The sequence below is a fragment of the Arthrobacter sp. Soc17.1.1.1 genome, from assembly GCF_036867195.1.
Classification (GTDB): domain Bacteria; phylum Actinomycetota; class Actinomycetes; order Actinomycetales; family Micrococcaceae; genus Arthrobacter_D.
In genome coordinates, this window is the sequence record NZ_JBAJII010000001.1 from 539,174 (window position 1) to 564,544 (window position 25,371).

Genomic DNA, 25,371 nt, shown 5'->3' on the forward strand with positions numbered 1-25,371 from the left:
GACCGGCGAAACGACTGGTGGCATGACCGGCGATACGACCGGCGGGATCACCGAGGACACGACCGGTGACATGACCGGTGATACGACCGGCGACATCGGCGGTACTGACCCGCGCCGACCCGTGATCGTCGGCTACGACGGGTCCGACGGCGCGAAGCGGGCCGTCCTGTGGGCATCCCGGTACGCGGTCGCCGCGCAGCTGCCCCTCGTCGTCGTGCACTGCTGGACGTGGCCGTTCTTCACCCGCGATCTCGGTCCGGTGCAGGGAGTGCAGGACAGCGGGTTGCGCAGGGAGGCCGAGAGGCTCATGGCCGAAGGGCAGGCCCTCGCCACCCGGGCGGAGCCGGACCTCCTCGTCCGCACGCGCCTCGTCGTCGGGTTCCCCTCCGAGGCCCTCGTGAGACTCTCCGCGGAAGCGTCCCTCCTGGTGACAGGGACACGAGGGCTCGGGGGCTTCGCGGAGCTGCTGATCGGGTCGGTCAGCCTCCACCTCGCCGCGAGTGCCTCGTGCCCGGTCATGGTCGTGCGGGACGCGCGACCCACCCACGGCACCGTCGTGGTCGCCGTGGACGGATCACCTGCGAGCGACAGGGCGGCGGCCACGGCCGCTGATGTCGCCCGGACGCTGCACAAGCGCCTGCAGCTCCTCCACGTGAACGTGCAGCGCCGCCGCAAGCAGGCCGGAGCGCTTCCCGAGGGCAGGGACCCGGTCCTCGAGCGCGCGGCCGCACTGCTGGCCGGGACCACCGACCTGACCGTCACGGAGGACTCCGCCGCGAGCTCCTCCGCCGCGGGATTCATCGTGCAACGGACCTCGGACGCGTCCTGCGTCTTCCTCGGGGCCCGGGGCAGCCACTCGACGCCGACGAGGCTCGGTTCCACGATCCACGCGGTCCTCCACCACGCGAAGGGGAACGTCGGCGTCGTCCCGTGAGGTCGCCCGACGCCGCGGGTCTCAGCCGCGCTGGTCCGGTCCCTGCGCTTCGACCTGCTCGGCCTCGCGCTCCTCGGTCTCCCCGGCGGACGCGGTCGGTCCCGGCTCCATGCCGTCGCGCTCGCGCCAGCCGCCCCTGCGGTAGGCGGGCGTGCCGGCCGCCAGGATCACGAGGGTGAGGAGGGCGACGGCGAGCATCACGCAGACCATCGCCACTGAGTTCCCGCCGAGGAGCCCGACGAGCGGACTTACCAGACCCGCCACACCGGACTGCAGGGCGCCGATGACGGCGGCGGCCGTGCCGGCCATATGCCCGTAGTCGTGCAGGGCGAGCACGGAGGCATTGGCGGGGATGAGGCCCTGGGTGCCGAGGACCAGCCACAGGCCCGCGACGAGCCCGACGATGCCCCCGACACCGGTGAGGACGAGGGCGAGGAGGATCAGCGCGCACGCGAGCTGCACGATCACGGCGACCCGGAGCACACGGATGGGTGCGGCGCGCCGGACCAGGGCCGCGTTGAGCTGCGCCGACCCCACGATCGCAGCGCCGTTGAGCGCGAACACGGCGGCGAACTGTCCCTGGGTGAGGCCGTACTCGTCCTGGAAGACGAAGGGGGAGCCGACCACGTAGCTCATGATCACGGCCAGGCCGAGACCCGGGATCACCGCGAGGGCCATGAAGTGCCGGTCGCGGAGCAGCGCGAGGTACCCGCCTGCGACCTGGCGCGGGTCACCCGAGCGCCGCTTCCCGCGGGGCAGCGACTCCGGCATGAAGCGCCACACGATCAGGACGAGGACGAATCCGATGAGCGCGAGGGCGTAGAACACCGCCCGCCACTGCCAGGCGCCCGCGACGGCCTGCCCGACGGTCGGCGCGAAGAGCGGCGCCACCCCGATGACGAGCATGAGGCGCGAGAGCAGCCGTGCGGCGTCGGAGCCGACGAAACGGTCCCGGATGACGGCGATGGCCACCACCGAGGCCGCCGCGTTGAAGAACCCCTGGCACACGCGCAGGGCGATCAGGGATCCGATATCCGGTGTCATCGAGCACAGGATCGAGGTCACCACGTGGAGGGAGATCCCGATGAGCAGGGGCAGGCGCCGCCCGAACCGGTCCGAGAACGGCCCGATGACGAGCTGGCCCACCCCGGCACCGATGAGCATGCCGGACATGGTGAACTGCGCCGCGGCCTGCGACGCCCCGAGGTCGTCGGCGACCGCGGGGAGGGAGGGCAGGTACATGTCCGTGGTGATGGCCGGGAGGGCGGCGAGGGCGCCCAGCATCAGGATCCACTTGACGGAGGAGTGGCGGTCGGGCGCGGCCGTGGAGGTTCTCGCGGTAGTCACCCTGAAACCCTAGGCAGATCGTTGACAGGGCGAACAGATGCGCTGCGAATGTGTCGTCGACGGCCGGCCGCTGGACACGCGACCGGACGCGGGCTAGCGCGGTGGCAGCCGGTGCGTGGTGACGTCGAGGCGGCCCTCGGTGATGGTCGCCGTCATGTAGGTGCAGTGCGGCTGGCGGCGGCGGTCGGTGGGGGACCCCGGGTTGAGGAGCCGCAGCCCGGAGTCGGCCCGTGTGTCCCAGGGGATGTGGCTGTGCCCGAACACCAGGACGTCGACGTCGGGGTACAGGGCCGCCATGCGTGCCTCGCGACCCTGCTTCTGGCCGGTCTCGTGTACGACGGCGAAGCGGACGCCGCCGAGCTCCGCCCTCGCGACGAGGGGCAGCCGGCGCCGGAGGTCGGGGCCGTCGTTGTTGCCGTAACAGGCGATGAGCCGGTGCGAGCGGGTTTCCAGTTCCTCCAGCAGTGCGGCCTCCGTCCAGTCCCCGGCATGCACGACGACGTCTGCGGACTCCACCGCCGCCCAGACCTGATCCGGGAGGTGCCTCGCACGTCTCGGCAGGTGGGTGTCGGCGAGGAGCGTCAGGCTGAGGTTCATGCAGCCCATTCTCCGGCGTCCGTCGCGGGTGGGCGCAGCCGGGGCGGGCACCCGTGACATCGGGGGGACCCTGTGCCATGCTTCCCTAAGCACGCTTAGTAATAGCGTCCGGGACTACGAGGAGGCATCAGTGCAGATTGACAAGTCGCAGATCATCGACCTGCTGAAGAGCCAGGGCAAGCACGAGCACGCCGATCAGGCGCAGACCGAACTCCCGGACCAGGTGGACCCGGAGCAGCACTCGGACCTCCTTGCGAAGTTCGGTATCAACCCCAAGGACCTGCTGGGCAAGATCCCCGCCCTGGGTGGCTTCGGGGGCTAATCGGTCCGGCGCCCAGGCGCCGACGAGCAGAGGAGTCAGCAATGGATACCACTCAAGTGGTGTGGATCGTCGTCGGGATCGTCGTCCTCCTGGCCATCATCGCCGTCGTGGCGGTCCTGGCCCGCAAGCGCGGCACCGCCCAGCGGCAGCGCCAGCAGGAGAAGGACAGGCATCGCGCCGCGGAGATGCGTGAGCAGGCCAAGGCGACGGAGCTCGAGGCGCGCGAGCGCGAGGCCAAGGCCTCCATGGCGGAGGCCGAGGCACAGCGCGCCGAGGTCGAGGCGGAGCGGCTCCGGCAGCAGGCCCAGGAACGGCAGGGCGACGCCCAGGGGTTGCGGGACAAGGTGACCCACCATGTCCAGGCGGCGGACGAGGTGGATCCCGACGTCACGACGGACAAGGACCGGCGCCGCGGCTCCTGAGCCCTGCCGGCGTCCGGACCACGGAAGGGGGCACTCGACGGGTGCCCCCTTTCCGTGTGTCGGCCCGTCGCCGCTCCGGGGGTGGGCGGCGCGCAGAAGTGCGTGACAATCCGGGGGCGGCCCCGAAGACTCGGAAGGAAGCCCGTGCCACTGCCCGGGCCGGTGGAACGGGAGGCAGGCGAATGGGCGAAGGCATCACCGTGGTGATCACGGGGGCATCGAGCGGCATCGGACGGGCGACGGCGCGCCTCTATGCGGACGACGGGGCCCGCCTCGTCCTGGCCGGCCGGGACGAGGGCACGCTCGAGGCCGTCGCGGTCGAATGCCGGGGCCGGGGGGCCACCGCCATCGCCGTCCCCACCGACGTGTCCTCCGAGGCCGACGTCGACCGGCTCGCCGATGCGGCCGTCGAGCGCTTCGGCGGCATCGACGTGTGGGTCGGCAACGCCTCGCTCTACAGCTTCGGCACGTTCGAGCAGACGCCGTCGGAGGTGTTCGACCGGCTCATCGACGTGAACCTCCTGGGCCAGGTGTACGGGGCCCGCGCAGCACTGCGGGTGTTCCGCCACCAGGGCCGGGGCGTCCTGGTCTCCGTGGCATCCGTCTACTCGCGGATCACCTCACCCCTCGTGAGCCCCTACGTGACGAGCAAGTTCGGGCTCCTCGGCTTCCTCGAAGTGCTGCGCATGGAGTTGCGGGGCGCGCCGGACATCCACGTCTGCGCCGTCCTGCCGGCGACCATCGACACCCCGATCCACCAGCACGCAGCGAACTACACGGGCCGGCCCGTGCGCCCGCTCCCGCCGGTCACCGATCCCGTCCGTGTGGCGCGGGCGATCGTCAGGGTCTCCCGCAGGCCCCGGCGGCTCACGCAGGTGGGCCGGATCCAGTCCCTGTTCGTCCATGCCAGGGCCCTGGCGCCCGCCCTCTACGAACCCGTCGTCGCCCGGGCCTACGTGGCGCTCGCCCTGAAGCGCGGCTCGATGCCCGAGGCTCCCGGCAACGTGTTCCAGCCCGATCTCGATGCCACGGGCGTCACGGGTGGGTGGCGGATCCTGCCCTGGCTGCGGCGGACGCCGGGGCGCTGAGGCTGCTGCACTGCAAGGCCGGATCCTGCCGGCGGCCGGACCGTCGAGCACGGCCCCGGAGGGCTGTCAATGTGAGGGACACGATATCCGCGGCGCGCAGGGCCGGAGGGCCGCCCGGTAATAGTTGACCTATGAATCAATGGCAGGGCCTCCTGGCGCAGTGCGCCCGGAGCATGGGCTTCGACCGGGGGCACCGCCGCGCGGCCTACGCGCTCCTCGGCGTCGGGGTGTTCTGGGCGGTCGGACTGTTCGGCGGGCTGCGGGTGCTCCACAGCGCCTCGTCACCGATGACCACCCTGGTGCTCCTGTACGTGATGCTGGCCGTCGTCGCCCTCTCGCTGGTCATCGCCGCGGCCGCCGTGGCCGAACTCGGGCGGCAGGCCGCCCAGAGGCGCCGCCGCTAGGCGGGACCTCCGCTCCTGCCGGCCCCGAGCCGCAGGATCCGGCCCACGGGTGCGGCCGCTCAGGACGATCTCGAGCCTGTGCCCTCCTCGATCTCCGCGTAGCGCTGGAGAAGCCCGGCCGCGCTGCCCGCCGGTTCCTGCCCGATGGCACCCCGCATGGATCCGAGCTTCGCTGCGCCCGCGGGGAAGGGCGGCAGCAGCGGCACGTCCGGGTCGGTCACGACGTCGAGGACGAACGGGCGGTCCGCGGCGAAGGCCTGCCGCCAGGCGCCGGCGAGATTCTCCGGGTCGTCCACCCGGATGCCGTCGAGGCCGAGGAGCCGGGCGTGCGCCGCCACGTCCACGGCGGGCAGCGCCTGGCTGGCCGCGAAGCGCGGCTCCCCCTCCATCTCGCGCTGCTCCCAGGTCACCTCGGCGAGGTCGCCGTTCGAGAAGACACACACGACGAAGCGGGGATCCGCCCAGTCCCGCCACATCCCGGACACCGTCACGAGTTCGGCGAGACCGGCCATCTGCAGGGCGCCGTCGCCGGCGAGCACGACGACGGGCCGGTCAGGGCGCGCCAGTTTCGCGGCGATGCCGTAGGGCACCCCGGCGCCCATGCAGCCGAGCGTGCTGGAGAGGTGGGCGGGTACGCCGCGCGGCAGCCGCAGCTGGCGTGCGTACCAGTAGACACAGCTACCGACGTCGATCGCCACCTGGGCGTCGTCCGGGAGCACGGCGCTGAGTTCGTGCACGACGCGCTCCGGGTTCACGGGGACGGCGGGCGTCATGGCGCGCTCGGCCGCGACCCGGTGCCACTGCTGCACCTGTTCCTCGATCTCCGCGCGCCACGAGTGGTCCTGCTGTCCGTGCAGGAGGGGAGCCAGGGCGGCGAGCGTTGCCGCCGCGTCACCGTTCACGGGGACCTCCACGGGGTAGCGGTTGCCGATGGCCTTCGGATCGATGTCGATCTGGACGGCGCGGGCCTGGCCGGGGGCGGGGTAGAACTCGGTCCAGGGGTCGTTGGATCCGATGATGAGCAGCGTGTCGCAGTGGTCCATCAGGTACGCGCTCGCGGTCGTGCCGAGGTGGCCCATGGTGCCCGTGGCGTGCGGCAGGGACTCGTCGACGAACGGCTTCCCGAGCAGGCTCGTGGTGATCCCGGCGCCCAGCCGGTCTGCGATGGCCACCACCTCCTGCTGGGCGTGCGCCGCACCCTGCCCCACCAGCAGCGCGACCCTCCGGCCCGCGTTGAGCAGTGCGGCGGCGTCGTGCAGATCCGTCTCCCGGGGGGACAGGAGCCCCGGGGACCATGCCGGCGACGAGGGCACCACGCCGTGCTCGTGCGGCATCTCGGGCGCGGGTGCCTGCTGGACGTCGTGCGGCAGGATCACGACGGCAGGCGAACGCGTGGCGAGGGCCGCCTTGAAGGCGTTGTCGAGGACCATGGGCAGCTGCTCGGGGCTCGCCACCTGCTGCCGGAAACCGGCGACGTCCTTGAACAGGTTCGGGAGGTCGATCTCCTGCTGGTAGCCCGAACCCAGCACGGTCCGGTTCTGCTGTCCGACGATCGCCACGACCGGGACGCTGTCCATCCTCGCGTCGTACAGGCCGTTGAGCAGGTGGACGGCACCGGGGCCCTGGGTCGCCATCACCACGCCCACGCCGCCGGTGTACTTGGCGTGGGCCACCGCCATGAAGGCCGCGGCCTCCTCGTGGCGCGCCTGGACGAACGCAGGCGCCCCTGCCCGGCGCAGCGCGCCGAGCAGGGGGTTGATGCCGTCGCCGCTGTAGCCGAAGATCCTCTCCACCCGCCAGGCGGCGAGGCGGCCGACGACGAAGTCGGCTGCGGTGCCGTCCGCCACCGGCTATACCGCTGCCGGCACGTCGGGTCCTGTGGGCCAGCGCAGGAGGGCGGCGATGGGCTTCTCCTCGAGAGCCCCGGACGGGTACATGGTGACCTGGGCGTCGGTGAGCGCGGCGGCGCGGAGCAGGCCGGCCACGGCCGGCACCTCACCCAGGATGCCGGCGCCGGCGGTGTCCGCCTCCGACGTCGCGATCCACGGCGCTGCGTCGAGCGCGAGCAGCGTCTCGCCGTCCCAGGCGGTGGTCTCGAGGAGAAGTGACTCCACCTGTGCCTGCTGCAGTGCGGTGATCACCGCGCCACGGCCGATGGCGGACGTCCGCGTCCCCTGGCCCTCCTTCTCGGCCAGGCGTTCCAGCAGGTCGTGCTGCCGGTCGGCCATGGTGAGTGCCACGAGCTGCTGCACCTGCTCGAGGAAGGTCTCCTCGTCCGCGCCGTCGGCGCGCGCATTGCTCTCGATGATGCTGAGTTTCGCCCGGGACTCCTGCGAGACCTCGTCGGCGACCAGCTGCCGCGCGCGGATGTCGCCGGCCACGATGATGAGCTGGGCGTCGTGCTCGGCCGAGATGCGGCCGATCTCGGACGCGACCTCGCGGGAGTTCATCTTCCAGACCTTCTCGGCGTGCTGCTGCATGCGCCTGTGGCCCCACCCGCCGCTGCCGAGCTTGCGGGTGTGCATGGTGTCACCCTCCACCGTGGAGTCCGGATCACCGGACGTGATGTGGCCCTCGTCGCCGTCGGCGTACCGCAGGTACACCTCGCCGCCGTGGTGTCCCACTTCCGCGACGATGTACGCGAAGTCCTCCGGTGTGTGCCGGACGAGGGGGGTGAGGTCCGGGATCGGTCCGGTCGCGGTCACCGTGAGCCCCACGAGGTTGCCGGGAAGGAACTCGTTGACGACGGCCTCCCCGTTGTTGACGAGGAGGTACCGCGTCACCGGGTCGGGCAGGCCCTTGGCCGTCATGCCGAGCGCGGCCACCGCCGCGTCGACGTCCTCGGCGGGGGCGCCGGCGGCCTTCATCTCCTGGGCCACGCTGCGGGGGAGGATCTCGTCGTTGGCCAGGCCGTCCACCGTACCGGTGCTTCCCTCGACATAGATGGTGGTCCATGGGCCGGGCAGCTCGAACAGCTGGGAGTGGTCTTTGAGTACGTTCGTCACGTAGATCCCCTGTCATGTCAGTGGTGGTCATCCCGATACAGGTGTCCGCACCGGAACACTAAGGACCCTTATGGTCTACCACTCAGGGCGGGAGGCGAGAAGATGCGATGCATCTGCGCCCGGGGTTGAAAATCGCTCGGCAGGCGTGGGTGGCGGCGGGTAGCGTGAGGTCATGCTCACCGTTCCCGAGAACCTCCCGCCCGCCTACGTCGCGTTCCTCGAAGCCCAGGACGAGGGCTTCGCCGAGACCGTGCTGATGGTCATGAAGCAGTCCGTCGCCGAGGGCAAGTACGGCGTCCTCGTCAGCAGCCACGCCCTTGACCGGCAGGCGGAGCTGTCGCAGGAGGTCCCATTCGGCGAGGTCGTCGAGGGTACGCGCTGACCTGTCGGAGTCGGCCTGTCAAGCGGCCGGGCCCGCCTGCGCTCGTGTGATCGGCCCCGGACGCACGAGCGCCGGCCCTGGGGCCGGCGCTCGTGGCTCTCGTACGGTGGGGGCTGCCTACGAGCCGTCGCCCGTCTTCTCCTCGGAGTCCGCGCCCTCAGCGGGCTCGTCGGGGTGGGCTCGCACGGTCTCGGGGTAGTCGTCCGAGGCGCTGTCCGCAGAACCGTTGTCGCCGGGATTCTCTGACATGTGTTCGTCCTTTCGGTTGCGGGGAAGGTAAGCCCCCTTATGGTCAGTCTACGGACCGGGTGGCCCGAACATAACCCGTACCTTCGGCGTGACGCCGGGTCGTCAGCATGCTTACCATCAAGGTATGGAACCCGCTGCGGACACCGCGTCCCGCCCTGCCGATCGCGCCCCGAGGCTCCTGCGCTCCGCCGGTGCAGGGATCCTGTCCGTCGGCCTCGGGCTGGGCGCGCACACCCTGTCCGGAGGCTCGCTGCCGAGCGTCCCGATCCTCGGCTGCCTCACGGCACTCGCCGTCCTGACGGCCACCCTCGTGACGCAGGTCCGGCTGCCGGGCTGGGCGGTCCTGCTGCTGCTCGGTGCCGCGCAGCAGGTGCTGCACTGGCTGCTCGGCGGCCTCGGCGCCGGGACGTCGTCGACCATGTCCGTCACGGGCGTGCACCACGGCGGCGAGGTCCCGATCGGGGCCGGCGAGGTACAGGGGCACTCGCCGGAGATCATGCTGATGCTCCACACGCACCTCGCGGCCGCACTCCTGATCGCCTGGGCGGCCGCGCAGTCCCCGAGGCTGAGGGCCCGGTTGTCCCGACCTGTCCGGAGCGGCGACATCCTGCAGACGCCACAGATGCAGGAAGGCGCCCCCGCCGGATGACGGGAGCGCCTCTCCGGTGCCGGGCCGAGCGGCCCGGCGCGGACCGGCCGGACTAGTTGGCGCTGACCGACCCGTCGTAGAACGGGTAGTCGGTGTAGCCCTCGGGCCCGGTCGAGTAGAACGTCGCGGGGTTCGGCTCGTTCTCCGGGAGGTTCTCGCGCCAGCGGCGCGCCAGGTCCGGGTTCGCGATCGCGGGACGGCCGACGACGACCGCGTCACCCACGCCGTCCTCGAGGATGGCGATGGCTTCCTCGCGGTTGGTGATCACGCCGAAGCCACTGTTGATCAGTACGGGTCCGCTGAAGCGCTTCCGGAGATCCTGGATCAGGTCACCCGTGGGCTCCGCATGCAGCACGCTGAGGTACGCGAGATCCAGGGGCGCGATCGCGTCGACGAGCGTGCCGTACGTGGCGGAGACCTCGGAGGCCTCCGTCTCGAGGGCGTCCTGGATGTTGTGCGCGGGTGAGATGCGCAGGCCCACCTTCTCCGCGCCCACCTCCGCCGCGACGGCGGTGACGAGCTCGATGACGAACCGTGCGCGCTTCTCGGGGGTGCCTCCGTAGGCGTCCGTCCGCTGGTTCGACTCCGGCGAGAGGAACTCGTGCAGCAGGTAGCCGTTGGCGCCGTGGAGCTCCACGCCGTCGAAGCCGGCCTCGTCGATCGCCCTGCGCGAGGCCGTGACGAACTCGTCGATGATGCCGGGAAGTTCCTCGGCGGTGAGGGCGTGGGGCACGGGGTAGGGCTGCTTCCCGGTGCTCGTACGCGTGGTGCCGTCGATGGCGATGGCGCTCGGGGCCACGACCTCGTAGCCGCCGTTGGTGTCGCGGTGGGTGACGCGTCCGGCGTGCATGACCTGTGCCACGATGCGTCCACCGTCGGCGTGGACGGCGTCCGTGACGCGCTTCCAGCCCGCGAGCTGCTCGTCCTCGACCAGGCCCGGCTGTCCCGGGAAGCCCTGGCCCGCGTGGCTCGGGTACGTCCCCTCGCTGACGATCAGGCCGAGGGAGGCGCGCTGGCGGTAGTGCTCGACGACCATGTCACCGGGGACGCCCGCCTCGCCCGAGCGGACCCGGGTGAGCGGCGCCATGACGACGCGGTTGGGGAGTTCGAGCGTGCCGAGGGTCAGGGGGGAGAACAGCTTCACGAGGCCTACTTCCGGGTTGGTTTCCTACCGGGCGGTAACCGGGCAGTGCGGGGAGCTATTCCGGGTGTGGTCCGTCTCACGCCCGCGCCGGTGCCCCCGGCCCGTCGGGTGGGGATGACGCGGGGACGATGCCGGTGCGACACTGTGCGTGATCCCGCGGCCCGGCGGGTCGGGCGGACGGACGGGGAACTCATGAGCCGGATCAGGATGGGCACGGCGCCCGGACGGTGGGTCCTGCTGGCCACGGTGCTGGGCTCCGGCCTCGCGGGGATCGACGCCACGGTGGTGAACGTCGCCCTGCCCACCATCGGAGCCGAGCTCGGCACGGACTTCGCCGCCCTGCAGTGGATGGTGACCGGCTACACCCTCACGCTCGCGTCGTTCATCCTGCTCGGAGGCTCCCTCGGGGACAGGTACGGGCGGAGACGGGTCTTCGTCATCGGGGTCGTCTGGTTCGCCGTCGCGTCCATGCTGTGCGGGCTCGCCCCCGATGCCGGCCTGCTCATCGCCGCGCGCGCGCTGCAGGGCGTGGGCGGGGCGCTCCTCATGCCGGGAAGTCTCGCCATCATCCAGGCCGCGTTCTCGGGCGAGGACCGCGCACGGGCCATCGGCGCGTGGTCCGGCCTCGGCGGAGTGGCCACGGCCATCGGGCCCTTCCTCGGCGGCTGGCTCGTCGAGAGCGTCTCCTGGCGGTGGGTGTTCCTCATCAACGTGCCCCTGGCCGCCGTCGTCGTCCTGATCGCCGTGCGGCACGTGCCGGAGAGCCGCGATGCGGAGGCGACCGGACGGCCCGACATCGCCGGGGCGGTCCTGGGCGCCCTCGCCCTCGCCGGCACCACCTATGCGCTGATCGAGGCGCCGGGCCGGGGCCTCGGCACGCCGTCGGTCCTGGTGAGCGCCCTCCTGGGTCTTCTCGCAGCCGCGGCGTTCCTTCTCGTGGAGTGGCGTACGGCGCATCCGATGCTCCCGCTGCAGATCTTCGCGAACCGCCAGTTCAGCGCGACGAACGCCGTCACCTTCCTCATCTACGCGGCCTTCTCCGGCATCTTCTTCCTGCTCGTCCTCCACCTGCAGGTGGTGGCGGACTTCAGCCCCGTCGCGGCGGGGACGGCGATGCTGCCCGTCACCGCCCTCATGCTCGTCCTGTCGCCGCGCGCGGGAGCGCTCGGTGCGCGGATCGGGCCGAGGCTCCCGATGACGCTGGGGCCGCTGCTGTGTGCCGTCGCACTGGTCCTCATGCTCCGGATCGGGCCGGGAGCGTCCTATGTCGCGGACGTGCTGCCGGGCGTGATCGTCCTGGGCCTCGGACTCTCGCTGCTCGTCGCCCCCCTCACGTCGGCGGCTCTGTCCGCGGTGCCCGAACGCCAGGCAGGCCTGGCCTCGGGGGTCAACAACGCCGTGGCCCGCGCGGCAGGCCTCGTCGCCATCGCCGTGCTGCCGGCCGCCGTGGGACTCACCGGCGACGCCTACAGCGATCCGGCGGTCTTCCGGGCCGGGTTCGACGCCGCGTGCCTCATCGGCGCCGGGGTGCTCGTGCTGGGCGGCGTCCTCGCGGCCGTCACCATTCGGAACCCCGCCGCCCGGGCGGCGGTCGACGCGGCCGACGAGCATCCCGCCCACTGCGCGATCGAAGGACCACCGGCCGCCCCGGGTGCCCTCCACGGGGTGCCCCGAGGGGCGGCCCCGTGACGGATCCGTGACGGATCCGGGCAGAACGAACCCCCGGGCGGTTGCACGGGGGGTTCGATGGTCCACGGCAGATGCCGGGCTACGTGACGTCCTGCTCGTCCATGGCACTGAGCGGCGAGCCGCCACGGTTCGCGGGATCGTCGCTCGCGTCGACCTCGTCGTCCTCCATCATGCCGAAGTCGACGTCGGCGGCGGCCTCGCCCATCATCGGCTCTCCCGGCGGGATCTGCTCGTCGCCGTCGGCGAAGCGCACATCCGACGTCTCGTCGCGGAGCGTCTGGTCGCTGAGGTAGCCCTCCTCGCCGATCGCGGAGACGCCGTTCTCGTCGAAGTCGTTCTCGTCGTCGCCACTCTCGGTCGTGCCCGGCTCGTCCTGCAGGAGGGGATCCTCCTGCCAGCGGTCCGGGTTGTTCTCCGCAGCACCCTCGTACTCGTCCGGCTGGCCCTCGAGGACGGGGTCGAAGGCCTCGGGAGCGAGCGAATCGTTCGGCGTCTCGGGCTCCTCGCCCACGATGGTCAGTTCCTCATCGGGAAGGTTCTCGGTCATCTTCTCTGCCTTTCGTCGGTGCGCATCCTTCGATCATCAGCCTACTGATCTTCCCGGCCGGGCGACAGTCGACGCTGCCGCCCGGCCGGACGCGCGGGCGCTAGACGTGATCGCGCCAACTGTGCCGGGGCTCGTACCCCAGGACCCGGCGCGCCCTGTCGATCGAGAGGAGGGTCCCGGTGCCGGCCACGTCCCGGGTCAGCTCGACGCCGGGGAACACCTCCGCCGCGAGGTCGGCGCTCGGACGCGTCATGACGGTGTCGGCGGCGGCGATGATGAAGCGGTCGAACCCAGGAGCCGCGTTCTCGAGCGCCTTCGCGACGGCCTGCGCGCCGTCGCGTCCGTCGATGTAGCCCCAGAGGTTCCATTTGCGGGCGGTGGCGTCCGCGTCGAAGGACGGGAACTCCGCGTAGTCCTCCGGATCCATGACGTTCGAGAACCGCAGCGCCGTGATGCTCAGCTGCGGGTCCCAGCGCGTCAGCTCGACGGCCATCTGCTCCTCGAGGTGCTTGACCAGCGAGTAGGTGCTCTCGGGCCGGGCCGGGTAGTCCTCGTCCACCGGGATGTACGGGGGAGGGGTATCGAACGGCAGCCCGAGGACGGTCTCGCTGGAGGCGTAGACGATCCGCTTGATACCCGCGCGGCGGCACGCCTGGAAGACGTTGTAGGTGGCCGTCATGTTGTTGTGGAAGGTGGCCACGTCGGCCTGCAGCCCCGGCGCCGGGATGGCTCCGAGATGCACGACGGCGTCGAACCCGCTGTGCCGGTCGTCCACGCCGAGGAGGGCGTCGACCACCTGGCCGTAGTCCCGCAGGTCGATCCGCAGGAACTCCGGGCTGCGCTCGCCGTGCTGGTCCAGTTCGAGGACGGTGTGCCCTGCCTCGCGCAGTCCGCGCACCACGCTGCGGCCCAGCTTGCCGTTGGATCCGGTGACCGCGACGTTCAGCGGTGCCTGCTCCGCCATCAGGCGGGCCGCTTCGCGGGGGAGACGGTCTTCGCGACGTCCGTCTCGGCGAGGTCGCCGATGGCGTCGTCGATCGCCTTCATGACGTCGTCCTCGAGCTTCACGCCGGCCGCTGCCGCATTCGACTCGACCTGCTCGGGGCGTGACGCGCCGATGATCGCCGAGGCGACGTTGCTGTTCTGCAGCACCCAGGCGATCGCGAGCTGCGCCATGGTGAGGCCCACGCCGTCGGCGATCGGCGCGAGCTTCTGGACGCCGGTGAGGACCTCGTCGCCCATCCAGCGCTTGATCATGTCGGCGCCACCCTTGTCGTCCGAGGCCCGGGTGCCCTGTTCGGGCTGCTGGCCCGGCCTGTACTTGCCGGTCAGCACGCCCTGGGCGACGGGTGACCAGACGATCTGGGACAGCCCGAGCTCCTCGGAGGTCGGGACCACCTCGCCCTCGATGACGCGCCACAGCATCGAGTACTGCGGCTGGTTGGAGATGAGCTGGAACCCGAGGTCCTTCGCGAGGGCGTGCCCGTCACGGATCTGCTGTCCGGTCCATTCGCTGACGCCGATGTAGAGGGCCTTGCCCTGCCGCACGATGTCCGCGAACGCCTGCATCGTCTCCTCCAGCGGCGTCGCGTAGTCGTACCGGTGCGCCTGGTACAGGTCCACGTAGTCGGTCTGGAGACGCTGGAGGGAGCCGTCGATCGACTCCATGATGTGCTTGCGCGACAGTCCGACGTCGTTGTGTCCCTTGGGGCCCGTGGGCCCCCAGACCTTCGTGAAGATCTCGAGCGACTGCCGGCGCTCGCCCTTCAGCGCCTCGCCGAGGACGGTCTCCGCCGCCGTGTTGGCGTACACGTCCGCCGTGTCGAAGGTGGTGATGCCGACGTCGAGCGCCGCGCGGACGCACTGCGTCGCCACGTCGTTCTCGACCTGCGAGCCGTGCGTGAGCCAGTTGCCGTAGGTGATCTCCGAGATCTTGAAGCCGCTGTTGCCGAGGTGTCTGAAGTCCATATCGCCGATGCTAGCCACCGTGGTGGAGCGAGTACAGAAAATCCTGTTTCCCGTGGCAACGAGTGTGCCGTGCGACCCGGAGGGGTACGGCGCAGCCGCTAGACTTGAGGGCGTCCTTCTGTAGCCACCCCCACCGAATGAGGAACCTTGGTCGACTTCAGCGCTCGTTTCGCCACCGGGACGGAGCAGGAGAACTGGGATTCCCTCGTGACGTCGAACCCCGGCGGGGGCAACATGCTCTCCTCCGCGGCGTTCGCCGAGGTCAAGTCGCACCACGGCTGGAGGCCGCGCTTCGTGGTCCTCGAGGGGCCCGGCTACACCAGCCACACCCTCGTCCTCGAGAAGAAGGTGCCCCTGATCGGGGCGCTCTGGTACCTCATCAAGGGCCCGGCCGTCACGGAGGCCGCCCACGTGCCCGCTGTGGCGCGTGCCGTCGCGGATCTCGCGCGGAGGGAGGGGCACAGCGTCTTCGCGATCAAGGTGGAGCCTGACCTCGTGGACGGCCCGGAGGTGCGCAGTGCCTTGGCGTCGGCGGGGCTCGTCAAGACCTTCAACCTGCAGCCCAACGACAGCACGGCCATCCTGGACACCACGCCCGAGGCGAACCAGCTGCTGCGGAACCTGCATTCGCGTGGACGCAACGCGGTCCGCAGGGCCATCCGCGAGGGTGTCGAGGTGCGCCGCATGGAACCGACGCAGGAGACCTTCCGGGCCATGTACTCGCTGATGGCGCACATCGAGGACCGTTCGGCGGCCCGGATGCGCTCGTTCGAGTACTACAGCCGCTTCTGGCAGAACTTCGTGGACGCCGGGCAGGGCCGCTTCTACTTCGTGTACGAGGACGGGCAGCCCTCGGTCGGCGCGTTCGTGATCAACTACGGGACCAAGGGCACGTACAAGGACGGCGGCTCCCGCCCCGGCCGGACCCAGTACGGGGACTCGCACCTCGTCCAGTGGCAGGCCATCACCGATCTCAAGGACGAGTTCGGGATCGTGGAATACGACTTCTGCGGCACCCCGCCGAGCGACCAGCTCAAGGACAAGGACCATCCGCACCACGGGCTGGGACTGTTCAAGACGAGCTTCACCAAGACGGTGACGGACTTCGCCGGCTGCTACGACTTCGTGGTCAGCGGCTGGAGGTACCGGGTGTGGAACACGATCGCCGAACGCGTGGCGCGCCAGATCCACTGGCGGCGCACGCACCAACCCTTCTACTGAGAGGACCCCCGCGGAGCGCCGCGGGGATCGACGCACGAAAGGCCGCTGTGAAAGACGGTTCGACCCCGGCGGACGGCCCCTGGCCGACCGACCCCTCGCCCGTGGCGGAGGCCCTGCCGGTGATCCAGCGCCCCTTCGACCCGTCCGACGACGAGAAGTCGAAGCTGGCGGCGGGCACGGCAGGGGCGGGCAGGAAGGGCAACAGGGCCGGGGGCGCTCCCAAGCGACCCGCACCGGAACCGAAGGTCCCTCGTGCGGGCCGTCAGCGGCAGCAGGCCCCGCGCCCGACGGACGCCCTGCCCACGACCCCCAGGAGCGTCCCGGCGTCGAGCCGGTCCAATGCGGCCGCCCGCACGGTGCTCCGGCGCCTCGTGCAGGGCGAGGCGCCGCCTACCCAGGCCATGAGCATCGTGGAGCGGCTGGCCGGCAGCCCCTACGCGAACCCGATGATCCATGTGGGCGGCCCGGACGCGAGCGCGCGCAAGGCCCTCGACTTCGCCCTCAACCTGGCCGAGACCATGTTCCGCTACGGAGCCGGGGCCCTCGAGGTCGAGACCAGCATCATCGCCGTCACGGCTGCGTTCGGACTGGACCACATCGAGGTGGACATCACCAACCAGTCGGTGGTGATCAACTACTCCGCCAAGGACCAGACACCGACGACCGTGCTGCGGGTGGTGCGCTCGTGGACCAACAACTACGCCGGTCTCACGGCCATCCACCGGCTCGTCTCCGACATCGCCGACGGCGGGGTCTCGCGGACCGAGGCGGCACAGCGGCTCGACGAGATCACCCACCGGCCCAAGCCCTTCCCACGCTGGATGGTGACAGCAGCCTTCGGGATCTTCTCGGCGGCCATCGTCGGCTTCGTCGGCGGGACCCCGCTCGGATCACTCATCGGATTCGTCAGCTGCATCCTGGTGGACCTGGTGAGCCGCAAGCTCGGCGAGTGGCGCGTGCCGGAGTTCTTCTCGGTCGCCATGTCGTCCGCACTCGTCACGCTGATCGCCATGCTGTTCTGGTGGTTGCAGGTGCCGATCTCACCGGCGCTGGTGGTGGTGGGAGGGATCCTGCTGCTCCTGCCGACCGGCCGGCTGGTCTCCGCGACCCAGGACGCCATCAACGGCTTCCCTGTCACCGCCGCGGGGCGCTTCCTCTCGGCGATCCTCGTCTTCGCAGCGCTGGTGGCCGGTATCGCAGTCGCGCTGGTGGCGGGAGCGGCCCTGGGGATCCCCGAGCTCGAGGTGCTCGAGTCCTCGGGCAGCCAGTACCCGTGGCCGGTGGTCGCCCTGCTCACGTTCGTCGCGGTGGCCATGATCTGCGTCGCCGAGCAGACGGACGTGAGGCTGGTCCTCCCGACGTCGCTCGTCGCCGTGGCGGGCTACCTCCTGATGATCAGCGCCATGGCCGCGGGGGCGGGGTACCGGCTCGCACCGGCCCTCGCGGCGATCCTCATCGGGGCGCTCTCCCGCGTCGTCGCCCTCCGGCTCGGAGCCCCGCAGCTGGTCGTGGCCGTACCGGCCGTGCTGTTCCTGTACCCGGGACTGACCATCTTCCGCTCGATGTACGTGCTCACCACCGATTCCGGGGTGGCGAGCGACGGCGTGTTCGGCCTGTTCAACGCCCTGACCATCGTCCTCGCCGTGGCGGCCGGGGTGGTCCTGGGTGACAACCTGGCCCGACCGTTCACGAGGAAGCTCAGTTCCGACGATCGGCAGAGGAACCGGCGGCGCTAGCGGTGCAGCGCCCGCCGGGAACGGCCCGTCCTAGGCGTCCGCCGCCGCCGACGTGTGCGACCAGTCGATCGGGTCGGCGCCCTGCTGGGCCAGGAGCTCGTTCACGCGGCTGAACGGGCGTGAGCCGAAGAACCCCCGGGAGGCGGAGAGCGGGCTGGGGTGCGCCGATTCGACGGTCGGCGTCGCGCCGAGCAGCGGCTTGAGGCGCAGGGCGTCCTTGCCCCACAGGATCGCCACGAGCGGTCCGCCCCTGGCCGCGAGTGCCCGGATGGCCGCGTCCGTCACCAGTTCCCAGCCGATCCCGCGATGCGAGGCCGTTTCTCCCGCGCGGACCGTCAGCACCCGGTTGAGCAGGAGGACGCCCTGCTCGGCCCAGCCCGACAGGTCGCCCGTGGCGGGCGGCGCGGCCCCGGTGTCCGAGGCGAGCTCCCGATAGATGTTCGCCAGGCTGCGCGGGATGGGACGCGTGGCGGGGTCGACGGCGAAACTGAGCCCGACGGCGTGACCGACCGTCGGATAGGGGTCCTGCCCCACGATGACGACCCGCACGCGATCCAGGGGCGTGGTGAAGGCGCGCAGGATGGCGGGTGCCTCGGGCAGCACCCGCAAACCCTTGTCGAGGTCGGCGCCGAGGGACTCCGCGAGCTGGTGGAGCACGGGCTCCACGGGCTTCAGGGCCGCCGCCCAGTCCGCGGGGAGGAGGTCACCGACGTCCGCGGGTGCCGCGAAGGGGAAGACCGAGGCGTTCGGCGAGGGAGCGGAGGGTTCCGCGTTCCTGCCGGCCCCGCGATCACGCGGGGACCCGCCCCTGGGAAGGGTCTCGGGAAGGTCGAAGAGTGCTCCGTCGTCGTGGCTCATGGGCCCATTCTTGCGTGCTCCTCCCGCGGCCGTGTCCGGAATGACACCGGTGTAATTCCCCTCTACCATGGGATGACAGTTGTGCCGGCAGATGGAAGGCGGTGGCGCGATGGCCGATCCGCAGAGGCACTCGGACACCTCCGGGCAGGACCCGAAGCCGGCCCTGGGCGACCGCGAACAGCGCATGCTCGCCCTCGAGCGCGAATGGTGGAAGTACTCGGGCGCGAAGGAGCAGGCCATCCGCGACCTGTTCAACATGTCCGCGACGCACTACTACCAGGTGCTCAATGCCCTGATCGACACCGAGGCAGCCCTCGCGCACGACCCCATGCTCGTGAAGCGACTGAGGCGCCTGAGGTCCACTCGCCAGAAGGCACGCTCCGCCCGCCGCCTCGGCGCGGACATCTGATCCAGCCCGCCACGGTCCACGAGCGAAGGACATCCTCATCCATGACTGATCACCCACGGGACGAGTTCGACAGGGTCCCGGAGGCTTCGGCGCGCCAGGGCGTCCACCGCGAGCGGCTCATCCCGGCGCGATCAGGCGGTCTGGGACTCAAGATCACGGTGGGAGTGCTCGCCCTCCTGATCGGCCTGGGAGCGTACTTCCTCCTTCCCCGGCTGGGCTTCACCGGGGGCGACGGCGCGACGGCGGTGCTGCCCACCAGCGCACCCAGCGCGGCTGCGACGCAGGACGACGAGGCATCAGGTGGTCCGTCGGCATCGTCCGGGGCCACCCAGGACCCGGACGCCGAGGCGACCGACGAGCCCGGCTCGGAGGCGACGTCGACGGCGGGCGCGGACGGGGAGGAACCCGACCTGGCGCAGACGGTCAACGTGCTCAACGGCACAGGGTCTCCCGGGCTGGCCTCGGTGGCCGCGGCCCGTCTGGCGTCCGAGGGCTGGGTGTCGGTGCTCCCCGGCAACTGGGCGGGGGCACCGCTCGACACCTCCGTGGTCTTCTACAACGGCGAGGAGCAGCGCTCCGCCGCCGAGTCGGTGGCGGCAGACCTGGGCATCGACGATCTCGCCGACAGCCCCGGGATCTCGCCGTACATCTCCGTGGTGCTCGGGCCCGAGTTCCAGTAGGTACCCGGCCCGCCCCGTGGGCCGGCCGCCCCCGGTCGGTCAGTCCCGTGGGCCGGCCGGTCCCGGTCAGTCAGTCCCGTGGGCCGGCCGCCCCCGGTCAGTCAGTCCCGTGGGCCGGCCGCCCCCGGTCGGTCGGTCCGTGAGCGGTCGGCCCGGGAGCTCTCAGTCCCTGAGCGGGATGCCGCGTGCGTCCGTCCGGAACGATCCTGATCCGACCAGGATCAGGATGCCTTCGACGAGTCCCCAGATGCCCGCCGCGATGGCGCTGAGCCCGAACGTCAGGAACACCCCGACGGTGGACATGAGGACCAGGACGACACCGATCGTGGTGTAGCCGAGGTAGAACCTGTGGATGCCGAGGGAGCCCAGCAGGATCCCGAGGACTCCGGCGACCACGCGCGACTTCTGGGGCGCGTACGGCTGGCCGTACTGCCCCTGCGGGTAGCCGCCCTGGTTGTACCCGGCCTGGTTGTACCCGGCCTGGTTGTACCCGGCCTGGTTGTACCCGGCCTGTCCGGGGGAGGGCTGTCCCTGGGGCCCCTGCGGGTACCCCTGGATGTAGGGGTTCGAGGCGGGCGACTGGTGCGCGGACGGGTTCTGGGGGGACGGCTGGGCGTACGGGTCGCGGGCCGGTGCCTGGCCGCTGGGCGCGTCCCCCGACGACGGCTGCGCGTACGGGTCCTCGCTCACGGGCGTGTAGGGCCGCGTGACCGGCTCCATCGGCGAAGTGCCGGCGTCGCCCGCCCTCGAACGATCGGGGGACGGGTCCTCCGGGGCGGTCGGGCCCTGCCCCGCTCCGTGCGGGGTGCTTCCCGGAGCGCTGCCGTCCTGCTCCTGCCCGTCGGAGTGCTCGTGCGATGACCCGTCGGGCTGCCTGTCCGAACCGTTTGCTGACGACGACACTGTGTCTCCCCTTCTGCTCGATGTACGCCCAACCTATGCGCTCGATGCTCTCCGCGCTACGCCTCCGGCGCGGCGGTTCCCCGAGGCGCTGCAAGGTCGCCGTCACGGGCCACGGCAGGTTGCACTCAGGTGGTGAGAGTGCTAATTATTGAGTTGGCACTCACGCGCGCAGACTGCTAAATCTGCGGGTGGAGAGGCAGGCAAACCTCTGTGGTGGGGATGGCGCCCGGAACGTGAAAGAGATCGTTCAGGCGTCGTCCGGCCGTCGCGGGCACCGCACACAGGCAGAGCATTCAAGTGCTTCAGATGCAACCGTCCCGAAAGGACCTAAGCCGTTATGGCCAAGATCATTTCTTTTGATGAAGAGGCCCGCCGCGGCCTCGAGCGAGGCCTCAACATCCTCGCTGATGCCGTCAAGGTAACGCTCGGCCCCCGTGGCCGTAACGTGGTGCTCGAGAAGAAGTGGGGCGCCCCCACCATCACGAACGACGGCGTGTCCATCGCCAAGGAGATCGAACTCGACGATCCGTTCGAGAAGATCGGCGCCGAGCTCGTCAAGGAAGTCGCCAAGAAGACGGACGACGTCGCAGGCGACGGCACCACCACCGCCACCGTGCTCGCCCAGGCCCTCGTCAAGGAAGGCCTGCGCAACGTCGCTGCCGGCGCGGACCCGCTGAGCCTGAAGCGCGGCATCGAGAAGGCCGTCAAGGCCGTCACCGACGAGCTGCTCGCCTCCGCCAAGGAGATCGAGACCAAGGAGCAGATCGCTGCCACGGCGTCCATCTCCGCCGGCGACACGCAGATCGGTGACCTGATCGCCGAAGCCCTCGCCAAGGTGGGCAAGGAAGGCGTCATCACCGTCGAGGAGTCGAACACGTTCGGCCTCGAACTCGAACTCACCGAGGGCATGCGCTTCGACAAGGGCTACATCTCGGGCTACTTCGTCACCGACGCCGAGCGCCAGGAGACGGTGCTCGAGGATCCCTACATCCTGATCGTGAACTCGAAGATCAGCAACGTGAAGGACCTCGTCGCGGTCCTCGAGAAGGTCATGCAGTCCGGCAAGCCGCTGCTGATCATCGCCGAGGACATCGAAGGCGAAGCCCTCGCGACCCTCGTGGTCAACAAGATCCGTGGCACCTTCAAGTCCGTCGCCGTGAAGGCTCCGGGCTTCGGTGACCGCCGCAAGGCGCAGCTCGCCGACATCGCCATCCTCACCGGTGGCCAGGTCATCGCCGAGGAAGTGGGCCTCAAGCTCGAGACCGCCACCCTCGACCTGCTCGGTACCGCGCGCAAGGTCGTCGTGACCAAGGACGAGACCACGATCGTCGAGGGAGCCGGCGACGCCGACGCCATCGCCGGTCGCGTGGCCCAGATCCGCGCCGAGATCGAGAACTCCGACTCCGACTACGACCGCGAGAAGCTGCAGGAGCGCCTGGCCAAGCTGGCCGGCGGTGTCGCGGTCATCAAGGCCGGCGCAGCCACGGAGGTCGAGCTCAAGGAGCGCAAGCACCGCATCGAGGACGCCGTCCGCAACGCGAAGGCAGCCGTCGAGGAAGGCATCGTCGCCGGTGGTGGCGTCGCCCTCATCCAGGCCGGTGCCAAGGCATTCGCCAACCTGGAGCTCTCGGGTGACGAGGCCACGGGCGCCAACATCGTCCGCGTCGCCATCGATGCACCGCTGAAGCAGATCGCCTTCAACGCGGGCCTCGAGCCCGGCGTCGTCGTCGACAAGGTCCGCGGCCTGCCCGCAGGTCACGGCCTCAACGCGGCCACCGGCGAGTACGAGGATCTCCTCGCAGCCGGTGTCAACGACCCCGTGAAGGTCACCCGTTCGGCGCTGCAGAACGCGGCCTCGATCGCGGGCCTGTTCCTCACCACCGAGGCCGTCGTGGCCGACAAGCCGGAGAAGGCAGCTCCTGCCGGCGGCGGCGACGACATGGGCGGCATGGGCGGTATGGGCGGCTTCTAGCCCCCCACCGGCTACCCGCCGACGCAGTCCGAGAAGGGCGGCACTCCCCGAAGAGGGGGTGCCGCCCTTCCCTTGTCCGTGGCCCGGACCGAACCCTGTCCGCGGCCCGGACGGAAACCGCGAAGGCGTCGTCCTGCCCCGGGGAGGAGGCACGGATCCGGTGTAGCCCGGCGGGGTCAGCTCATGAACATGCGGGCGTTGCTCTGCTCGGCATCGGCGTACTGCTGGGTGGCGACGGTGAGTGCCTCGTTGATGCCGGTCAGGGACTCCTCGACCTGCTGCTGCGTGGCCCTCCACTGCAGGATCACCTGCTGGAAGTTGGTCGCCGCCTGGCCCGTCCACAGGCCCTCGAGCTCGCGCAGCCCGGCCTGCATCGAATCGACCTCCGCCCGCAGCCTCGTGATGGTGCCCTGCACCTGGCTGCTCCTGGCGGCGAGGCCGTCGGTGTCCACGTTGAAGAATGCCATTGCTGAGCTCCCTGTCCTCGTGCCTGCGTGATGCCCTCACGCTAGGGCGCGGCGGAGAGCGGTCAGCGGTCCTCGCCGGGTTTGTGGACAACCGGCTTCGTGGCGGGCGCCTGTGGAGGAGTGATGCCGTTCGAGTAGGCGTGCTCCCCGTCGCGCGGGGTGGACTGGCCCGAGGGATCGGCGTCGTCGTCCTGGCCCTCGACGGGTGCGTACGGCAGGCGGATCGACAGCGTCGCCCCACCGCCGGGGGTCTCCTCCAGCCGTACGGAGCCGTCGTGCTGTGCGACCAGCGCCGCGACGATCGCGAGGCCGAGCCCCGTGCCACCCGTCTCCCGATGACGGGAGGTGTCGGCGCGGTAGAAGCGCTCGAAGACCTTGGCGGCGTCGTCCTCGGAGATCCCGGGCCCGTGGTCCCGAACCTCCAGCACGGCGTCGCTGTGGCCGTGCAGCACGGGTGCGACGCCGACCGCGAGCTCGATCGGCGAGCCCTCGGGCGTGTAGCGGAGGGCGTTGGTCATGAGGTTCGCGACCACCTGGCGCAGGCGGGCCTCGTCGCCCCGGGTGGGTGCGGAGCGCGGGTGGCCGCCGTCGAGCCCGACGACGGTGACGGTCCGGTCCGGTGCCGTGGCGCGGGCGTCGAACGCGGCGTCGTGGCCGAGCACCATGAGGTCCACGGGCTTCACCTCGAGGGGACGCTGCTCGTCGATCCTCGCGAGGGTCAGGAGGTCCTCGACCAGTTGACCCATGCGGATCGCCTCGCTCTCGATGCGCCCCATGGCAGCCGCGACGTCCTCCTCCTTCTGCAGGGCGCCGTGCCGGTAGAGCTCCGAGTAGCCGCGGATGGTGACGAGCGGTGTCCTCAGCTCGTGCGACGCGTCCGCGACGAAGCGCCGCATCTTGGTCTCCGACGTCGTCCGGGCGGCGAACGCGCGCTCGATGTGCGCGAGCATGGCGTTGAGGGACCGGGACAATCGTCCGATCTCGGTGGCGGGACGCTCGACGGCGACGCGGCGGGAGAGGTCACCGGCGGCGATGGCGGCAGCGGTGCGCTCCACCCGGGCGAGGGGTGCGAACTGCCGGGTCACGGCGACGAAGGCGATGAGGGAGGCCAGCGCCGTGGTGATCAGGCCCGAGGTGAAGATGATCTCCCCGGCTTCCTGCAGCGACTCGTTGACGGTGTTGAGCCGGGAGGCGATGGCGAGGTAGCCCTCGGTGTTCGCGAACCGGAAGATCCGCACGCGCCAGCCCTGGCTGTCGTCACCGGTGCTGGCGACGTCGAAGCCGGCACCGTCGAGGGCGATGATGCGTTCCTGCGTGATGCCCTCGAGATCGGGGATGTCCTCGGCGTCGTCGGACTGGTTCGCCACGAGCTTGGTGCCGTTCCGGTCCAGCACGGCCGCGTAGTACCGCAGGACGGCGCCGTCGGCCTGCGGCTCGGCGGTGTAGATCTCGGCGGCGACGGCGCGGGCGTTGCTCTGGAGGTCGGCGTCCACCCGGTCGATCAGGCCGTCGCGCAGGAGCGAGACCGTGGCGAGGCCCGTGATGCCCACCGTGACGATCATGAGGAGCATGATGATCGCCACGAGCTGCGAGCGGAGCGACGCCGCGTTCCAGCGCTTGATCAAGAGGCCGCGCTACCGCTTGTCGGCGGTACGGAGCAGGTATCCCACGCCGCGCTTGGTCTGGATCAGCGCCACCGCGTCGGGGTTCCGGTCGATCTTCCGGCGCAGGTAGGAGATGTACGACTCCACGATCGAGGCGTCGCCGTTGAAGTCGTACTCCCAGACGTGGTCGAGGATCTGCGCCTTCGAGAGCACGCGGTTCGGATTCATCATGAGGTAGCGCAGGAGCTTGAACTCGGTGGGGGAGAGGTCGATCGTCTCCCCGCCGCGGCGGACCTCGTGCGCATCGTCGTCGAGTTCGAGGTCGTCGACGCGGATCACGGCGTCGTCGTCCTCCAGGGGGTGTGTGCGGCGCAGCACGGCCCGGATGCGGGCCACGACCTCGTCGAGGCTGAACGGCTTCGTGACGTAGTCGTCGCCGCCCACCGTCAGGCCGGTGACCTTGTCGTCGGTGTCGTCGCGGGCGGTCAGGAACACCACGGGGAAGTGGCGACCGGCGGCGCGCAGCCGCCGCGTGACGGTGAAGCCGTCCATGTCGGGGAGCATGACGTCGAGCACGGCGAGATCGGGGTTGTGCGTCTCGGCGGCGGCGAGGGCGTCACGACCGTTCGCCGCAGCGACGACGTCGAAGCCGGCGAACCGGAGCGAGGTCGACAGGAGCTCGCGGATGTTCGGTTCGTCGTCGACGACCAGCAGTTTCGCTTCGGGGGCTGTTTTCTTCATCGCACCAGTATCCGCACGTTGTCTGTGAGTTGG

27 protein-coding genes are annotated in these 25,371 nt (G+C 70.7%); 13 read left to right on the top strand and 14 right to left on the bottom strand.

Annotated elements, in window-relative coordinates:
• Positions 1 to 22 precede the first annotated feature (22 nt).
• Positions 23 to 934 (top strand): universal stress protein, encoded by a 912-nt coding sequence (locus V6S67_RS02530; protein ID WP_334208742.1) that lies wholly within the window; start codon positions 23 to 25, stop codon positions 932 to 934.
• A gap of 21 nt (positions 935 to 955) precedes the next feature.
• Here V6S67_RS02530 and V6S67_RS02535 read toward each other — a convergent pair whose 3' ends face one another.
• On the bottom strand, positions 956 to 2,281 hold the full coding sequence (locus tag V6S67_RS02535) for a multidrug effflux MFS transporter (protein WP_334208743.1): 1,326 nt from the start codon (positions 2,279 to 2,281) through the stop codon (positions 956 to 958).
• A gap of 93 nt (positions 2,282 to 2,374) precedes the next feature.
• Positions 2,375 to 2,878 (bottom strand): metallophosphoesterase family protein, encoded by a 504-nt coding sequence (locus V6S67_RS02540; RefSeq protein WP_334208744.1) that lies wholly within the window; start codon positions 2,876 to 2,878, stop codon positions 2,375 to 2,377.
• A gap of 130 nt (positions 2,879 to 3,008) precedes the next feature.
• Here V6S67_RS02540 and V6S67_RS02545 point away from each other — a divergent pair, with 130 nt between their 5' ends.
• The 4 genes from V6S67_RS02545 to V6S67_RS02560 all read left to right on the top strand — a co-directional run bounded on the left by V6S67_RS02545 (position 3,009) and on the right by V6S67_RS02560 (position 5,114).
• The gene (locus V6S67_RS02545; RefSeq protein ID WP_334208745.1) at positions 3,009 to 3,200 is read left to right on the top strand and encodes a hypothetical protein; all 192 of its coding nucleotides are present in this window, start codon (positions 3,009 to 3,011) and stop codon (positions 3,198 to 3,200) included.
• Positions 3,201 to 3,241: 41 nt separating this feature from the next.
• Positions 3,242 to 3,622 carry a hypothetical protein gene (locus V6S67_RS02550; RefSeq protein ID WP_334208746.1) on the top strand — a complete coding sequence of 127 codons (381 nt, stop codon included), beginning with the start codon at positions 3,242 to 3,244 and terminating at the stop codon, positions 3,620 to 3,622.
• Positions 3,623 to 3,804: 182 nt separating this feature from the next.
• Positions 3,805 to 4,710: an SDR family oxidoreductase gene (locus tag V6S67_RS02555; protein WP_334208747.1), complete on the top strand. Its 906-nt coding sequence runs from the start codon at positions 3,805 to 3,807 to the stop codon at positions 4,708 to 4,710.
• Positions 4,711 to 4,841: 131 nt separating this feature from the next.
• Positions 4,842 to 5,114, top strand: a complete 273-nt coding sequence (locus V6S67_RS02560) for a hypothetical protein (protein WP_334208748.1) — start codon at positions 4,842 to 4,844, stop codon at positions 5,112 to 5,114.
• A gap of 59 nt (positions 5,115 to 5,173) precedes the next feature.
• Here V6S67_RS02560 and V6S67_RS02565 read toward each other — a convergent pair whose 3' ends face one another.
• Positions 5,174 to 6,961 carry a thiamine pyrophosphate-requiring protein gene (locus tag V6S67_RS02565; protein WP_334208749.1) on the bottom strand — a complete coding sequence of 596 codons (1,788 nt, stop codon included), beginning with the start codon at positions 6,959 to 6,961 and terminating at the stop codon, positions 5,174 to 5,176.
• A gap of 3 nt (positions 6,962 to 6,964) precedes the next feature.
• On the bottom strand, positions 6,965 to 8,119 hold the full coding sequence (locus V6S67_RS02570) for a baeRF2 domain-containing protein (protein WP_334208750.1): 1,155 nt from the start codon (positions 8,117 to 8,119) through the stop codon (positions 6,965 to 6,967).
• Positions 8,120 to 8,291: 172 nt separating this feature from the next.
• On the opposite strand from V6S67_RS02570, the gene V6S67_RS02575 reads away from it, so the two are divergent.
• Positions 8,292 to 8,501, top strand: coding sequence for a hypothetical protein (locus tag V6S67_RS02575; protein ID WP_334208751.1), 210 nt, complete (start codon positions 8,292 to 8,294; stop codon positions 8,499 to 8,501).
• Between the two features lie 117 nt (positions 8,502 to 8,618).
• Here V6S67_RS02575 and V6S67_RS02580 read toward each other — a convergent pair whose 3' ends face one another.
• The gene (locus tag V6S67_RS02580) at positions 8,619 to 8,750 is read right to left on the bottom strand and encodes a hypothetical protein (RefSeq protein WP_334208752.1); all 132 of its coding nucleotides are present in this window, start codon (positions 8,748 to 8,750) and stop codon (positions 8,619 to 8,621) included.
• Between the two features lie 124 nt (positions 8,751 to 8,874).
• Here V6S67_RS02580 and V6S67_RS02585 point away from each other — a divergent pair, with 124 nt between their 5' ends.
• On the top strand, positions 8,875 to 9,399 hold the full coding sequence (locus V6S67_RS02585; protein ID WP_334208753.1) for a hypothetical protein: 525 nt from the start codon (positions 8,875 to 8,877) through the stop codon (positions 9,397 to 9,399).
• Positions 9,400 to 9,451: 52 nt separating this feature from the next.
• Here V6S67_RS02585 and V6S67_RS02590 read toward each other — a convergent pair whose 3' ends face one another.
• Positions 9,452 to 10,543 (bottom strand): alkene reductase, encoded by a 1,092-nt coding sequence (locus tag V6S67_RS02590; protein WP_334208754.1) that lies wholly within the window; start codon positions 10,541 to 10,543, stop codon positions 9,452 to 9,454.
• 192 nt (positions 10,544 to 10,735) lie between these two features.
• Here V6S67_RS02590 and V6S67_RS02595 point away from each other — a divergent pair, with 192 nt between their 5' ends.
• Positions 10,736 to 12,232 (top strand): MFS transporter, encoded by a 1,497-nt coding sequence (locus tag V6S67_RS02595; RefSeq protein WP_334208755.1) that lies wholly within the window; start codon positions 10,736 to 10,738, stop codon positions 12,230 to 12,232.
• A 79-nt stretch (positions 12,233 to 12,311) separates the two neighbouring features.
• Here V6S67_RS02595 and V6S67_RS02600 read toward each other — a convergent pair whose 3' ends face one another.
• The 3 genes from V6S67_RS02600 to V6S67_RS02610 form a co-directional block, all read right to left on the bottom strand.
• The gene (locus tag V6S67_RS02600) at positions 12,312 to 12,779 is read right to left on the bottom strand and encodes a hypothetical protein (protein WP_334208756.1); all 468 of its coding nucleotides are present in this window, start codon (positions 12,777 to 12,779) and stop codon (positions 12,312 to 12,314) included.
• A gap of 100 nt (positions 12,780 to 12,879) precedes the next feature.
• Positions 12,880 to 13,725: an NAD-dependent epimerase/dehydratase family protein gene (locus V6S67_RS02605; protein WP_334211501.1), complete on the bottom strand. Its 846-nt coding sequence runs from the start codon at positions 13,723 to 13,725 to the stop codon at positions 12,880 to 12,882.
• A gap of 17 nt (positions 13,726 to 13,742) precedes the next feature.
• Positions 13,743 to 14,747, bottom strand: coding sequence for an aldo/keto reductase family protein (locus V6S67_RS02610; protein ID WP_334208757.1), 1,005 nt, complete (start codon positions 14,745 to 14,747; stop codon positions 13,743 to 13,745).
• Between the two features lie 147 nt (positions 14,748 to 14,894).
• Here V6S67_RS02610 and V6S67_RS02615 point away from each other — a divergent pair, with 147 nt between their 5' ends.
• Both V6S67_RS02615 and V6S67_RS02620 read left to right on the top strand, forming a co-directional pair.
• A complete protein-coding gene (locus tag V6S67_RS02615; RefSeq protein WP_334208758.1) occupies positions 14,895 to 15,968 on the top strand; it encodes a lipid II:glycine glycyltransferase FemX in 1,074 nt (357 codons plus the stop codon).
• A gap of 47 nt (positions 15,969 to 16,015) precedes the next feature.
• Positions 16,016 to 17,704, top strand: coding sequence for a threonine/serine exporter family protein (locus V6S67_RS02620; protein ID WP_442884682.1), 1,689 nt, complete (start codon positions 16,016 to 16,018; stop codon positions 17,702 to 17,704).
• 30 nt (positions 17,705 to 17,734) lie between these two features.
• On the opposite strand, the gene V6S67_RS02625 is transcribed toward V6S67_RS02620, so the two are convergent.
• Positions 17,735 to 18,562, bottom strand: a complete 828-nt coding sequence (locus V6S67_RS02625) for a uracil-DNA glycosylase (protein WP_334208759.1) — start codon at positions 18,560 to 18,562, stop codon at positions 17,735 to 17,737.
• 109 nt (positions 18,563 to 18,671) lie between these two features.
• On the opposite strand from V6S67_RS02625, the gene V6S67_RS02630 reads away from it, so the two are divergent.
• Positions 18,672 to 18,971: a DUF3263 domain-containing protein gene (locus V6S67_RS02630; protein ID WP_104051863.1), complete on the top strand. Its 300-nt coding sequence runs from the start codon at positions 18,672 to 18,674 to the stop codon at positions 18,969 to 18,971.
• A 41-nt stretch (positions 18,972 to 19,012) separates the two neighbouring features.
• A complete protein-coding gene (locus V6S67_RS02635; RefSeq protein ID WP_334208760.1) occupies positions 19,013 to 19,651 on the top strand; it encodes a LytR C-terminal domain-containing protein in 639 nt (212 codons plus the stop codon).
• Between the two features lie 162 nt (positions 19,652 to 19,813).
• Here V6S67_RS02635 and V6S67_RS02640 read toward each other — a convergent pair whose 3' ends face one another.
• Positions 19,814 to 20,554: a TM2 domain-containing protein gene (locus V6S67_RS02640; RefSeq protein WP_334208761.1), complete on the bottom strand. Its 741-nt coding sequence runs from the start codon at positions 20,552 to 20,554 to the stop codon at positions 19,814 to 19,816.
• A 337-nt stretch (positions 20,555 to 20,891) separates the two neighbouring features.
• Between V6S67_RS02640 and groL the strand changes: the two genes are divergently transcribed.
• Entirely contained in the window at positions 20,892 to 22,526 is a 1,635-nt protein-coding gene (gene groL, locus V6S67_RS02645) for a chaperonin GroEL (protein ID WP_334208762.1), read from the top strand.
• 176 nt (positions 22,527 to 22,702) lie between these two features.
• On the opposite strand, the gene V6S67_RS02650 is transcribed toward groL, so the two are convergent.
• The 3 genes from V6S67_RS02650 to V6S67_RS02660 all read right to left on the bottom strand — a co-directional run bounded on the left by V6S67_RS02650 (position 22,703) and on the right by V6S67_RS02660 (position 25,338).
• Positions 22,703 to 22,993 (bottom strand): WXG100 family type VII secretion target, encoded by a 291-nt coding sequence (locus tag V6S67_RS02650; protein WP_334208763.1) that lies wholly within the window; start codon positions 22,991 to 22,993, stop codon positions 22,703 to 22,705.
• A gap of 62 nt (positions 22,994 to 23,055) precedes the next feature.
• On the bottom strand, positions 23,056 to 24,618 hold the full coding sequence (locus V6S67_RS02655) for a sensor histidine kinase (RefSeq protein WP_334208764.1): 1,563 nt from the start codon (positions 24,616 to 24,618) through the stop codon (positions 23,056 to 23,058).
• A 9-nt stretch (positions 24,619 to 24,627) separates the two neighbouring features.
• Entirely contained in the window at positions 24,628 to 25,338 is a 711-nt protein-coding gene (locus V6S67_RS02660; RefSeq protein WP_105031248.1) for a response regulator transcription factor, read from the bottom strand.
• Between the last annotated feature and the right edge of the window lie 33 nt (positions 25,339 to 25,371).